Below are 13,410 nucleotides of genomic sequence, written 5' to 3' on the forward strand. Positions count from 1 at the left end.
GAGGCCTCCACCCGCCAACGATTCAATCGGGCCATCGAACAACTCGCCGCCTGACCCGGACCGATACCCTCAGGGGCCCGGATCCAATGACGGATTGGGGCTAGATGATCAGATTTCTACGGTTTCTCGTGATCGCCAACAATCGCACCCACTCCTTCGATCTCGACGCGAACGACGTCGCCGGGCACGAGCCATTTCGGCGGCTTCATCGCCACAGCGACGCCGCCGCACGTTCCAGTGGAGATCACATCACCGGGCTCGGGGGTGAACGCCGTCGAGAGGTGCTCTACCAGCTCGAAGCAATCGAAGATCAGTTCCTTCGTATTGCTGTGCTGGCGCAATTCTCCGTTCACGCGGGTTTCGAGCTCGAGTCCGGTAGGGGTGCCGCCGAGCTCCTCGACCGTGACGAGAGCCGGGCCGAGCGGACAATGCGTATCGAAGCTCTTCCCCATCATCATCGTGGGCGAACGCAGCTGCCAGTCCCGAACAGAGACGTCGTTGCACACGGTATATCCCGCGATCACCTCATGGGCCCTCTCGCTGGGAACGTGCCGGCAGCGCTTCCCGATCACGATCGCCAGCTCACCTTCATAGTCGAGCAGCTCCGAGACCTTCGGCCGATGAAATGGATCGAACGGTCCGACGACAGATGTCGACTGTTTGTTGAAGATGATCGGTACGGTCGGAACGTCGCGCCCGGTTTCCGCGACGTGGTCGGCGTAGTTGAGCCCGACCGCGAGGATCTTTGGCGGCCGGGCAATGGGCGCCTCGAGCCGCACGTCTCCGAGCGCGAGCTTCGGCCCGTCCGCTTTTCCGGCTTCGACAAGAGCCTCCGGCCCGGCCTCGAGCAGGCTCAGCATCACCGGCGGAAGCGAACTACCACTGAGGTCGATGACCTCCTCACCTTGCAGGCGCCCGAGCCGGCTCCTGCCACCATGAGTGAATGTGACGAGTCGCATGCTCTCTCCTTTGCCGGGGCCGGGTGGCGGCTCGATCGCTGCCCGGCCCCGACGCATTCGCAATGTACCATCCCACCGGGGTACGCTCGGCTCATGGAAACATCTGATCTGGTCCCGGCACGCCATACTGTCGCCGGCCTCGAAGCCGCCTGGACCGGCCTGGCTGGCCCGGGCAGCTGGTTCACGGGGGCCGACCGCGTCGACATCGCTCGCGAAACTCGCGCAGCCCGAAACTGCGGGCTCTGTAGCGAGCGCAAGACTGCACTTTCTCCGTACTCGGTCGGTGGCGAGCATGAATCGGCTCTCGTAGATGCCGTCCATAGGATCACGACGGATCCCGGTCGCCTCTCTGAAAAATGGTACAGCGAAGCTACCGGCGCCGGCTTGCTCCCAGAGCAGATCGTCGAGATCGCCGGCATCGTAGGGATCGTGACCATCGCGGATACGCTGGCTCACGCGCTTGGTCAACCGCTTCGAGATCTTCCGCTTCCGCAGCCCGGCGAGCCGAGCCGCCAGCACGTGCATGGCGCGGTCGTGGAAGGCGGGTGGGTGCCGATGGTCGCCACCGACCAGGCCGAAGGCCCCCTCCGATTGATCTATGACCAGATGAACCAGGCTGCGGGCTTCGTCTTCAACGTCCTTCGCGCCCTCACGGCAGTCCCGGAAGCCGTCCAAGGGTTCTTCGCCGCCTTCGCGCCCAACTATCACACCCACGGCCCGGTGGGCCCCGGTGGCCTGACGCGCCCCCAGGTGGAGTTGATGGCTTCGTCCACTTCCGCGATCAACGACTGTTACTATTGAACGGTCTCCCACGCGGCGCTGCTCCGGGCGAGCGGCAAGCAGGCAGGCGTGGACATCGACGTGCGCATCGCCACCGGAAACGCGAAGAGCGCCGATGGTGGCATCCCGGACGGTGCCGTTCTTCGCCGTTATGCAAATGCCATCCTCACCGATGAGGTCGACCTCGAAGCCGCGCGTCGGGCCTGCATCCATGCGATCGGTGAGAGCGCGACGATCCAGGCGGCGACCATCGTCGCCGTTTTCGACGGGATCAATCGGGTCGCAGATGCCACAGGCATCCGCCTCGACCCCTCGACGTCGAACGGAATCGGCGCGGGGATCACGGAAGAGCTTGGCATGCAGGAGCTCGCTGCCGCCCGTTCCTGAGCTTCTACCAGGCCAGCCCGAAGCGATCGACGTAGGCACCGAAGCGCGCCTTCACATCCGCCGGGCAGAGGCCGAACTCCTCCAGCCCGTAGTCGTGGCTGCCGTGTTTGTCCTTGGGATGCGCTTCGATTCGCGCCCGCATGGCGGCTTCGGCCCCTGGCCCGAGATCGTGTCCGAAATGGGCATAGATGCGCCGTGCCTCCGAGAGGCCGTCTTCGACGAAGGCATCATGGGTCACATCGACGAACGTCTTCGGGTCGAGCCGATCGCGGGCCGCCAGCCCTCGCTCGAGCGAGGTCGCGTACCAATCCATCACGATCGGGCCGAGCGCCTTCTTGTCGACGTCTTCGCAGGTGGCCATCAACGCATGCGTCATGCTGCAAATCGACGCCACAGCGAGAAGCGGCGTGCGATGGCTCCAGACGATCGAGACATCCGGGAAGGTCTCGACCAGCGCATCGATCCCCCACATATGCGCTGGCGCCTTCAGGAGCCAGCGCTTGCCTGGGCGCTGCCAATCCAAGAGCTGGAGAATTCGCTTCTGGTAGGCATACATCGGCCGAAGGTCGCAATCGCGAAGCCAGCTTCCGTAGGGCTCCATCATGCACTCGATTCCCAGATGTACACCGCAGAGGGCATAGGCATGAATCAGAACGCACTCCTCCGGCGTATCCGCGCTGGTGAAGTGGATCTTCGTGAATTCAGGGTTCTTCTCGCGAACCTTCGCGTAGTGAGCCTCGATCGCATCGCGCCGCGGATCCGCCTGGCCTCGGTCGTCGGGCGTCCAGCCGGCTAGCGGATCCGGAAACTGCGTTTCCCACATCAGCAGGGGCCGAGCGGCAGGGTCGTCCCCCAGGAGGTTGAAGAGTGCCGAAGTCCCCGAACGAGGAAGTCCGGTGAGCACCATCGGCCGTTCGACGGGCCGCTCCAGGACCTCCGGATGCTTCTTCCAGGCGTCCTCGAAACGAAGCCGCGTAGAGAGCAGACCGACCAGCCTGCGTTGATTCCGTCTTTGCCCCTTCTCGGAGAACGCGTTGCCCTCGTAGGTCGCGATCAGCGTCGCCAAGCCGTCCCGAAACACAGGCTCACCAAAATCCGAAAGGCCGGTGGCCTCCCGAGCCATCGCCAACACCTGTTCCTCAATCATCCAGACCGATCTCCATCAATGCTACAGAGGGGGCTCTCCCGCGCTCAACGGAAGCACAAGGATGGATTGAGCTCAAATCTCCAACACCGTGCGAATCCCCCGACTCTCTCGCAAGTCGCCCATCGCCTCGTTGATCTCGGTGAGTGGACGGCGGCCCGTGATCAGGGCTTCCAGATCGAGCCGCCCTGCCTGCCACAAGGAGATCAACCGAGGGATTTCGAGAAGCGAATTGCAACTCCCAAGCAGGCAACCCATCAGACGCTTGCCCGAGACGGTCAGCAATGCGGCTGGAGCCAACGTGATTTCCTGGTCCACAGGCGGAGCTCCGACCGCAATGATCGTTCCACCATTGCGCGTAGCGTTGTAGCCGGTCTCCACCAGGCTCGCGAAACCCGCGGTCTCGAATGCGTAGTCGACCCCGATTCCACCGGTCAGATCCCTGACCGCCTCCACGACATCCATGCTTCCCGGGTCGAGCTGGCGGGTTGCGCCGAAGAGCTTGGACGCCTCTCTTCGCTCGGCGACAGGATCGGAAACGATGATCTGCGCCGCGGACGCAAGCCTCGCCCCCTGCACGACTGACAAACCGATTCCGCCGAGGCCCATGACGAGAACGGTCGCTCCCTCCACGACCTTCGCCGTATTCAGGACGGCCCCTACGCCCGTCTGCACGGCGCAGCCGATCACGCAGGCGAGCTCCAACGGAACTTCATCCGGGATCTTGATCGCCCCGTTCGCCTGGGTGACCGTGTACTCCGCAAACCCCGCGACGTTGAGCCCCCGGAACACCATGTCGTCGCCACGACAGAGGCCGGTGCTCCCATCCGGAAATGTATTCGTCATGATTCCAGTAGAGTTGACGCACAGACTCCACTCGCCGCGTATGCACCAGTAGCAACTGCCACACGGCGGGCATGGTGTCAGGACGACCTGATCCCCCGGTGCATGGGAAGTGACACCCGCCCCCACTTCCTCGACGACGCCCGCGGCTTCGTGCCCCAACACCAGGGGCAATCCAGCCGGGAAAGCGCCATCCACGACCGTCAGGTCAGAGTGACAGATGCCGCAATGGCGCACGCGCACCTTCACTTCACCCGGTCGCGGATCGCGGATCTCGATGTCGTCGACGATGTCGAGAGGCTGGCCCTGGGCCTGCAGAAGAGCAGCTCGCATGAAAAACTCCCGATCGGGGGGACAGAAACAGCAAGAGGACGTGAAGACGCCCCCTCATGGTACCCGCGTCTTGCCGCCCCGCCCGAAACCGGGTTGCTGAGACCCTCCAGTGAAACCCCGGGTAAGCCCTGGGGTACGTCCCCGGGTCTTGACGCGTTTTTCCCCGCGGTCGGTGCAAGCACACATGCGAACCGTCAAGCACTGGGCGACAGGAGCCGAAAACGGTGTTGGAACGTTCTGCTCGGATCGCAAATGCACGGACGAAATGGCGGAAAGGGAGCACCGCAAGGTGGAGGATCTGGCAAAGAAGCGCCCCCGGGTGCTGGTCGTTGACGACGATTCGAGTGTGCGACGCACGCTCGAACGTGCGCTCGACCGCGATGGCCTCGAAGCCCTGATCACCTCTGACGGGGAGGCCGCGTTGCGCACCTTCGAAGAAAGCTCTCCGCAGCTCGTCCTGCTCGACGTCCAGATGCCAGGCATGTCGGGCTTCGAGGTCTGCGAAGCATTGCGCACACGGCCGAACGGAAGCGAGATTCCGATCGTGATGATGACCGGGATGGAAGATGCACAGGCGATCCAGCATGCCTACGACGCGGGGGCTACTGATTTCGTCACCAAACCGATCCAATGGCTGGTGCTCTCGCACCGCCTCCGGTACCTGCTTCGCGCCAGCACGAACTTGCACCGTCTCCGCGAAACCCAGGAGCGGGTCGTGAGCGCCCAACGCCTGGCTCAGGTGGGCAGCTGGGAACTCGAACTCGAATCGGGCCACTTTTCGGGCACGGACATGCTCTGGGAAATCTACGGTGTCGAACGGCCGGACGCGGCTTCGGGATTGAAGACTCTATCCAGAATGGTCCACCCCGGGGATCGCGACCATGTTCGGCGGGCCGTACAAAACTCTTGTCAACAGAGCAGCCCCGTCCGTTTCGACCATCGCATGCGCCGAGCCGATGGCTCGGAGCGCGTCCTGCACTGCCAGGTCCAGATGAACTTCGATCCGGACGGAACCCCTGCGCGCCTGGAAGGCATCGCCCAGGACTTGACCGAACGCAAGCGCACCGAAGAGCAGGTCCGGTTCCTCTCGTCTCATGACGCGTTGACCAGCCTCGGTAACCGCCGACTGTTCCGCGAGCGCCTGGATCTCGCCATCCGCCAGGCCGGCCAGAGTGGCTGGAAAGCAGGTGTGCTCTACCTCGACCTCGACCACTTCAAACGGATCAACGAGACCTTGGGCCACTCGATCGGAGACTCCCTGCTCGCCGAGGTCGCCAACCGCCTGGTGATGAGTGTTCGCGGTGCCGATCTCGTGACACGGGCGGATCGATCGGGGGAGACCGGCGACTCCGCGATTTCACGGCTTGGCGGCGACGAATTCTCGATCCTCTTGCCGCGGGTACGGGACGTCCAGAGCCTCGCGGCGGTCGCGCGCCGCATCCTGGACGCTCTGGCAGCCCCCTTCTCCCTGGCGGGGCATGACGTCGTCGTTGGCGGAAGCGTCGGAATTACCGTCTACCCAAACGATGGCGAGGATCCGGAAACGCTGCTGCGCAACGCGGACACCGCGATGTATGCGGCCAAGGAACAGGGACGAAACACCTACCAGTTCTATGCCGAGAGCATGAACGAGCTTTCCCTGCGCCGCTTGATTCTCGAGGGCAAACTTCGGCGCGCACTCGAAGAATCCCAGTTCGAGCTCTACTACCAGCCCAAGGTCGATCTGGCTTCCGGAAACATCGTGGGTGTCGAGGCCCTGCTCCGCTGGCACGAGCCGGAGCTCGGTATGGTAGGCCCCGCCGATTTCATTCCCGTTGCCGAGGAAATGGGCCTGATCACCAGCCTCGGCGATTGGGTATTGCAGGCCGCCTGCAAGCAGGCGGCAGATTGGGCGCGGCGCGGAATCTGCACCGCCCCGATCGCCATCAATCTCTCTCCCGAGCAGTTCCGCAAGCCGGGCCTGGCGCACCGCATCGCCGAAATCGTGAGGGAAGCCGGCATCTCTCCCGAAGCACTCGATCTCGAGATCACCGAAGGTGTCGTCCTGCACGACGCAGATCTGGTGATTCGCGAACTCGAAGAAATCCGTGCCCTTGGCATGCGCGTGGCGCTCGACGATTTCGGAACGGGCTACTCCTCTCTCTCCTACCTTCGCCGCCTGCCGGTCGACACCCTCAAGATCGACCGCATGTTCATCAAGGACATCGAGAACGAGCCGGAAGATGCAGCCCTCACCCGAGGGATCATTGCTCTTGGCCGGGCGCTCGGCCTGCATAGCGTCGCCGAAGGCGTGGAAAACGAAGCTCAACGCGCACAGCTCGCTGACTGGAAGTGCGACCAGATGCAAGGCTACCTGTTCAGCAAGCCCCTCCCGGTCGCGGAGTTCGAAGAGCTTTGGGTATCCGAGCACGCCAAGCAGAACGGATGATGCCACTCAGCCGGCATCTGCCTCGATCGCATCAAAGATCGCGCGAGACCCTTCGCTCCCAGGGAATCTCGTATCGCCTGTCTGAACGGGATACGCGGCTTTTGAAGTCACAGCACCTCGCCCTCGAGATACTCCGGAAGCAATGCCGCGTAGATGAAGCCCTTGGCTTCAGCGGCATCGACAACCCAGGAAACCCCGGCATCGGAGAGCGGAAGGTCGAGCTGGTACAATTCGGCGTCTGCTTCCTCCAGCACGACTCGGATCCGCTCGACGAGATCGGTGCCAATGCTCCGGACCTCGATTCGTAGGACCCCACGTCGTGCGAATTCGACCACCTCGAGCTCGCATCTCAATCCGGCGGGCTCGACAGGCGAGTCGCGATAAGTCCGTTCGAGGTCGCAGGCTGGGTAGAGCCTCACTAGCAAGGGACGATGGCGTACCGGGAGGAAGACCTCGCGCGCCGGTGCCGGCGCGAACGCCTGATAGACCACGACCCTATTTCCCGCATCGGCCATCCTTGCATCCGAGCTTCGGGCCGTGAGACCCATGTGTCCCACGATCTCGCCGGACTCACTCACGGCGACGACCAATCGCAAGCGACCCTCCGCCAGCCGCGATCGGACCTTCTTGGCGTCGTAGAAGTCGCCGTCCACGCAGCTGCGCCCGTAGCAACGTTCGAAGCAGCTCACGAGTTCGTCTGCATCTTGCGGAACGAGGCGCCGAAGCGTCGGCATGAATCCTCCACGAGGTTCGAAACGCCGACCCAAAACCAGCGCCTGGCGGGCGGAAGGGCCAATGGTCCCGTCCAGGCCGGAACCGCCTGGACCCGGGAGGGCCCACAACAAGTGCCGAGGTGAAATCACCCCTATCCACAGGGTGCTCGATGAAAACCCGGCCCCGGTGCCCTCAAGGCTCCTCTTGGAATTACCGAACCGTAGGTCAGGGAATGGTCTGCCTACTGACGTGGTGGTGTACGTCTGCGGAGGCTGGTCTCCCGATGGGGGAGGGGAATTCTTATGGGTTCGATCCTGCGCGATGGGTGGCTCGGGCTTCTGGGCCTCGTTTTCCTCGTGGCCGCCGGGCCTGCGCGAGCAGACCTGGAGACGATCAGCGAGACCGGGATACCGGAGGAAAGCGCGCGACCGTCGGCGGACGACGACCTCGCAGAGATGGATCTCGCCGATCTCATGTCCCTCGAAATCACGTCGGTCTCCCGCAAGTCAGAGCGACTCAGTCGTACGGCCGCGGCGGTCTATGTCATCACCAATGAAGACATCCGCCGATCAGGCGTCACAACCATTCCCGAAGCACTGCGGATGGCCCCGGGTCTCCACGTTGCCAAGATCACGGCCAACCGTTGGGCGATCTCGTCCCGAGGCTTCAGCAACGAATTTGCCAACAAGCTGCTCGTCTTGATCGACGGCCGCAGCGTCTACACACCACTCTTCTCTGGTGTCTTTTGGGACGTCCAGGATGTGATGTTGGAAGACGTCGATCGCATCGAGGTGATCCGCGGACCCGGCGCCACGGTCTGGGGCGCCAACGCCGTGAACGGCGTGATCAACATCATCACGAAGAAGGCGGCCGACACCCAGGGCGGCTTGTTGACAGCGGGCACCGGATCCTACGAGAACGGTTTCGGAGGATTCCGCTGGGGCGGCTCGGTCGGGGACGATCTCCACTATCGCGTCTACGGAAAATACTTCGATCGCGACTCGCTCCAGGCGGACGGAGGGGTCGACGGCGAAGACGAGTGGACGATGAGCCGGGGTGGCTTTCGTGTCGACTTGCAAGCCTCGGAGCGCGACGAGCTGACGTTCCAGGGCGATATCTACCGGGGCGAAGTGGGCTGGCGAACGAACGAATTCCGGAACTACGCGCCGCTAGACGTCGGGTTGGTCTCCCAGAATATCGATGTCGAGGGTTGGAACCTGTTGGGTCGCTGGACCCGGGAACTCGGCCCGGATTCGGAGATTTCCGTGCAGGCCTATTTCGATCGCACGGAGCGCCCCATCGAGTTCCTCGAAGAGGTGCGGAAGACCACCGATCTCGACATGCATCATCGGTTTGCGCTCGGTGAACGTCACGACCTCGTCTGGGGCCTCGGCTATCGCTGGACGACCGACGACACGAAGGATTCGATGACGGTCATGCTCGACCCAGCGAGTCGCAGTGACCATCTCTTCAGCGCATTCATCCAGGACGAGATCGAACTCTGGGAGGATCTGGTCTCCGTCACCCTCGGCTCGAAATTCGAGCACAACGACTACACGGGTTTCGAATACCAGCCCAGTGGCCGCCTGCTCTTCACGCCGAACGACGATCACACGTTCTGGGCATCGGTCTCCCGGGCGGTTCGCACACCGTCTCGCACCGACCACGACGTGCGCTTCCCATTCGAGGCAACCACGGGTTCCTTCAGTGACACATTCGTAGTCGCTGTACCCACGGGCCTGCCCTTCCCCTTCCCGGCGTCCGTCAACGTGAACGCTCCGGTGGCCTTCGATTTCGCCGTCGTACCCTTCCTCATGGGAGACGAAGACGTCGAATCCGAACGACTCCTGGCCTACGAGGTAGGCTATCGGTTCACTCCCAGCCCCCGTTTCTCCGTCGATATTGCCGGCTTCTACAACGACTACGGCGACCTTCGGAGTGTCGAGCAGGGCGCGCTCGATTCGTCCGAACTCGAAGCGTTCATCCCGACGGCAATCATGGCCAGCCTGCTCGGCTCGCGCACGCCGACGCTCCGCGAGCCCGGAATCACCAGTGCGATCCTTCTCGACAACGAACTCGAAGCTCGCAACTACGGAATCGAAGTGGCGAGCCATGTCGAAGTCAGGGATTGGTGGAATCTTCACCTCAGCTACTCATGGCTGGTCGTGAATGCGCACACGCGTAGCCGCAGCATGGACAACACCTCCGAGGACAGCCTCGAGCACAGTTCTCCGAGCCATCTGCTGCACGTGCGCTCTCTCATGGATCTTCCCCATGGATTCGAGATCGATACGTCTCTCTACTACGTCGAGAACATCTTCGGCGGCGACATCCCCTCCAACGTTCGCGTCGATTTGCGGCTGGGATGGGAGATGCGCGAGGGCCTCCGCTTCTCGGTCGCAGGACAGAACCTCTTCGACGGCCGGCGCCCGGAATTCGAAGACTCGATCTTTGGCCCGCGGAGCCTGGTGGAGCGGAGCGTTCATGGAAAGGTCGAATGGGCATTCTGAGCCGAAGATTCGACACCCTCGCGGTGCTTCTTTCCGCCTCGATCCTCTTCGCGCCAATGGGTGCGGGAAGCGGCGAGGCCGTTGAAGAGTACCGGCTGAAGGCCGCATTCCTCTACAACTTCGCGAAGTTCGTGAGCTGGCCTGCAAACCTCACAGAGGGACTCTCGAGCCTTCAGGTCTGCGTCGCCGGTTCTTCGGAGGCGCGCGACGCGGTCATGGCAAGCCTCACGGGAAAGAGCGCGATCGGCCTTCCGATCGAGGTTCGTGGGCTCGAGGGGCAGGCCGCTGCCGCGAGGTGTCAACTCGTCTTCTCGACCCGCGATGCGGGATCGCAGGCTTCCCAACTCAGCCAATCCGTGTCCGGGCGCCCCGTCCTCCTGGTGGGAGAGTCCCCAGGGTTCGCACGAAAAGGCGGCATGATCGGCTTCGTCGAAGAAAATTCGAAACTACGCTTCGAGGTCAACCTCGCGGAGGTCGAGAAGGCCGGTCTCAAAGTCAGCTCCCGTTTGTTGAAACTGGCACGAGTCGTGGACAACTGAGATGGACACCCTTCGAAGAGCATCCCTCCAGACGCGATTGATGATGGCGATCGTCGGAACGACCGTCGTCGCGCTTCTGGCGCTGACCGGGACCCTGCTGGGCGTCGAGACATGGATGAACCGCGACGCCTTGATCGAGACCCATACGGTTACGGCGGAAATGACGGGGCGGCATAGTCTCGCCGCGCTGCTCTTCGACGACGAAGCGACCGCAGGAGAGACCCTCAGAGCCCTCGCCGCAGAGCCCGAGGTCGTCGCTGCTGCCATCTACCGAAACGACGGGACCCAGCTCGCAACATTCGTGCAGGAAAAGGGGTCGACCTTTCCGAAGAACCTCCCGAGCGAACCCATCTACCGCGGCGAGTACCTCGAACTCAGTCGCCCGATTCTCGACGGAAACGCTCGGGTCGGCAGTGTCTTCCTTCGGATTCACACCCGCGGCATCATGGCTCGCACGATGCGCTACCTCGCCGCCGCAGGAGTGGTTCTTGGCCTTGTCGTGGCCCTTGCTTCCGGGGCAGCTGCTGCCTTGAAGCGCTCCCTTGCGCGCCCGATCGGAGTGCTGGTCGACCACTCGAAAGCGCTCACACAAGGCGATTTGACGGGCTCCGTTCCCGAACAAGGGGATGATGAAATCGGCTTGCTCGCTCGCGCCTTCAACGCGATGGGCGAGAGCCTTCGCAAGCTCGTCTCCGAGATCGATGAGAGCGGACGCGGCGTTACCGACGCTGCTGCACAGCTCCAGGGCACGAGCACCAGCGTCATCGAAGAGAGCCAACGCCAACTCGAAGCCGTCGAGACGACGGGCCATTCGATTGGCCAGGTCGCCGCGGCCGTCGAACAGGTAGCGACGAGCGTCGATGAGCTGGCCGCCCAAGCTCGTACGACATCATCCTCGATGGATCATATGGATCAATCGACGACCGTCATCGCCGACTCCTCGAATGAGCTTTCCGATGCGATCGACGGAATCGCCCAGGCCATCGACCATCTGAACGAACGAAGCAGCGAGATGGCGGATGGAATCGGCCAACTAGGCGAGGTCGCAACGACCGCGGAGAGCTCGGTGCTGGAACAGACCCGTGCGATTCGGCTCGTCAGAGACAACGCACACTCCACCCGCGAGCTGTCTGAGCAGAACGCCGCAGAGGCCGAGCGCGGGATGCGCTCCGTGCAGGACACGATCGGCGCAATCCAGGAGATCGAGAGCAGTTTCGTGAAGCTCGTCAACGTGATCACGGCTCTCGCCGACCGTTCCCGATCGATTGGCGAGATCATCGATGTCATCAATGACGTTGCTGGCGAAACCCAACTCCTCTCGCTCAACGCGTCCATCATTGCCGCTCAGGCCGGCGAGAATGGGCGCGCATTTGCCGTGGTTGCCAGCCAGGTAAAGCAGCTCGCCGATCGCACGGGACAGTCGACCCGGGAAATCAGCCAGTTGATCGGCCACATCCAGGAAGAAACCAGCCAGGCCGTCGCGGCGGTAGGCGAGGGTGAGAGCCGCGTCGCCCACGGCGTATCTCGCTCCCGCGAGGCTGGCGACCGGTTGCGGGCCATCCTCGACGCGGCCCGGTCTTCTCATGAGCGCGTGGATCAGATCGTCCGAGCGACCGAATCCCAATCCGAAGAGGTCGGGCGGGTCGAGGGGGCAATGGGCGGAATGCGCAGCATGGTGGAGCAGGTGCAGGAATCCATCGGACACCAGAAACAGACCAGCGGGGAGATCCTCGGCGTCGTGAGCCAGGTCCGAACCCTTGCTACCAAGGTACGAGGCGCCACTTCGGAGCAGCGGAGTGAAAGCGCCCAGGTAGCCCAGGCCATCGATCAGGTTGCCGAGGGCCTCGTCCAGATCCGCACCGCCACACAGAATCAGCTCGGGGCAAGTGCCGAGGTAGAAGGCGCTCGGGATGTCTTCCGCCAGATCGCGGAAGAGAATGCCCGCCGCTCCCGAAGCCTCGGAGAAATCGTCGGGGCACTCACCGATCGAGCCGAAGCGCTGGGCCGAGCCGTGGGGCGGTTCCGGGTCTAGTTCCGCTCCGTTCGGTTGGTGACGCACGTGAGACGCCCGACCTGAACTCTACGGTGCTGCGTTTGGCCAACCCTTGGCTAGTCTGGCAAACACACGTAGCCCGGCTTCGGTGGCTCGTCGTCACCCGGCCCCGACGACCTGCGCGTGGGGAGGCAAGCCCTTGGAAGAGTTGGCGGCGCTGTTGGAGCGAGTCGGATCCCCTCTCGTGGTCCAGCTCGCGGCGGTCGTATTCTGCGGCGGCCTCGTGGGCATCGAGCGCCAGCTTCGGGGCAAGGCGGTCAGCATTCGGACCAGCATCCTCATCTGTCTGGCAACTCAGGAATTCGTCCGACTGAGTGTCGTGCTTGGAGGTCCGGGCACCGACCCGACCCGGGTCGTCGGCCAGGTGGTCACCGGAGTGGGTTTCCTTGGGGCCGGCGTGATCGTTGCCCGAGGCGGCTCGGTCAAGGGCGTGACTTCCGCAGCCGTCGTCTGGGTGTTGGCAGCCATCGGCTGCACGATTGGCGCAGGACGCCCCGCCGAAGCGATCGTGCTTTCACTCGTCACCGTCGCCATCCTGATTGGCATCCGACTCACGGAAATGACATTCAGCCGCCTGGGCCCTAGCCCGAATAATTCATGAAGAAGTCGCGTTCCTGAATTGAAGAAGGCCCCAGTTGCGGTAGAAACGTGTTGCGACACGCGTTTCCCCTCAACAAGGGCCCCTTCATGAAGCCGGATACTACCGCACAGACTGTCACC

Annotated in this window: 11 protein-coding genes; 7 read left to right on the forward strand and 4 right to left on the reverse strand. The window is 63.1% G+C overall.

From position 1 onward, the window contains the following. Nucleotides 1-116 precede the first annotated feature (116 nt). Nucleotides 117-959, reverse strand: coding sequence for a fumarylacetoacetate hydrolase family protein (locus tag GY937_24315; GenBank protein ID MCP5059839.1), 843 nt, complete (start codon nt 957-959; stop codon nt 117-119). Between the two features lie 93 nt (nt 960-1,052). Between GY937_24315 and GY937_24320 the strand changes: the two genes are divergently transcribed. Continuing rightward, nucleotides 1,053-1,760, forward strand: coding sequence for a hypothetical protein (locus GY937_24320; protein MCP5059840.1), 708 nt, complete (start codon nt 1,053-1,055; stop codon nt 1,758-1,760). A gap of 48 nt (nt 1,761-1,808) precedes the next feature. After that, complete coding sequence (locus GY937_24325) at nt 1,809-2,126, forward strand: hypothetical protein (GenBank protein MCP5059841.1); 318 nt, start codon at nt 1,809-1,811, stop codon at nt 2,124-2,126. Between the two features lie 4 nt (nt 2,127-2,130). On the opposite strand, the gene GY937_24330 is transcribed toward GY937_24325, so the two are convergent. Together GY937_24330 and GY937_24335 are read right to left on the reverse strand one after the other, a co-directional pair. Further along, a complete protein-coding gene (locus tag GY937_24330) occupies nt 2,131-3,273 on the reverse strand; it encodes a sulfotransferase (protein MCP5059842.1) in 1,143 nt (380 codons plus the stop codon). A 72-nt stretch (nt 3,274-3,345) separates the two neighbouring features. Next, entirely contained in the window at nt 3,346-4,446 is a 1,101-nt protein-coding gene (locus tag GY937_24335) for a Zn-dependent alcohol dehydrogenase (GenBank protein MCP5059843.1), read from the reverse strand. A gap of 184 nt (nt 4,447-4,630) precedes the next feature. Between GY937_24335 and GY937_24340 the strand changes: the two genes are divergently transcribed. Continuing rightward, entirely contained in the window at nt 4,631-6,874 is a 2,244-nt protein-coding gene (locus GY937_24340) for an EAL domain-containing protein (GenBank protein MCP5059844.1), read from the forward strand. 107 nt (nt 6,875-6,981) lie between these two features. Here the strand turns inward: GY937_24340 and GY937_24345 are convergent, their stop codons facing one another. Next, complete coding sequence (locus GY937_24345; GenBank protein ID MCP5059845.1) at nt 6,982-7,608, reverse strand: hypothetical protein; 627 nt, start codon at nt 7,606-7,608, stop codon at nt 6,982-6,984. A 282-nt stretch (nt 7,609-7,890) separates the two neighbouring features. Between GY937_24345 and GY937_24350 the strand changes: the two genes are divergently transcribed. The 4 genes from GY937_24350 to GY937_24365 all read left to right on the forward strand — a co-directional run bounded on the left by GY937_24350 (nt 7,891) and on the right by GY937_24365 (nt 13,291). Beyond that, entirely contained in the window at nt 7,891-10,098 is a 2,208-nt protein-coding gene (locus GY937_24350; GenBank protein ID MCP5059846.1) for a TonB-dependent receptor, read from the forward strand. After that, nucleotides 10,086-10,637 carry a YfiR family protein gene (locus GY937_24355; protein ID MCP5059847.1) on the forward strand — a complete coding sequence of 184 codons (552 nt, stop codon included), beginning with the start codon at nt 10,086-10,088 and terminating at the stop codon, nt 10,635-10,637. The genes GY937_24350 and GY937_24355 overlap by 13 nt, the downstream gene beginning before the upstream one ends. A gap of 1 nt (nt 10,638) precedes the next feature. Then, nucleotides 10,639-12,669, forward strand: coding sequence for a HAMP domain-containing protein (locus GY937_24360; protein ID MCP5059848.1), 2,031 nt, complete (start codon nt 10,639-10,641; stop codon nt 12,667-12,669). A gap of 109 nt (nt 12,670-12,778) precedes the next feature. Continuing rightward, nucleotides 12,779-13,291, forward strand: a complete 513-nt coding sequence (locus tag GY937_24365; protein ID MCP5059849.1) for an MgtC/SapB family protein — start codon at nt 12,779-12,781, stop codon at nt 13,289-13,291. Nucleotides 13,292-13,410 lie beyond the last annotated feature (119 nt).

Source organism: bacterium (genome assembly GCA_024228115.1).
Lineage (GTDB): Bacteria > Myxococcota_A > UBA9160 > UBA9160 > UBA6930.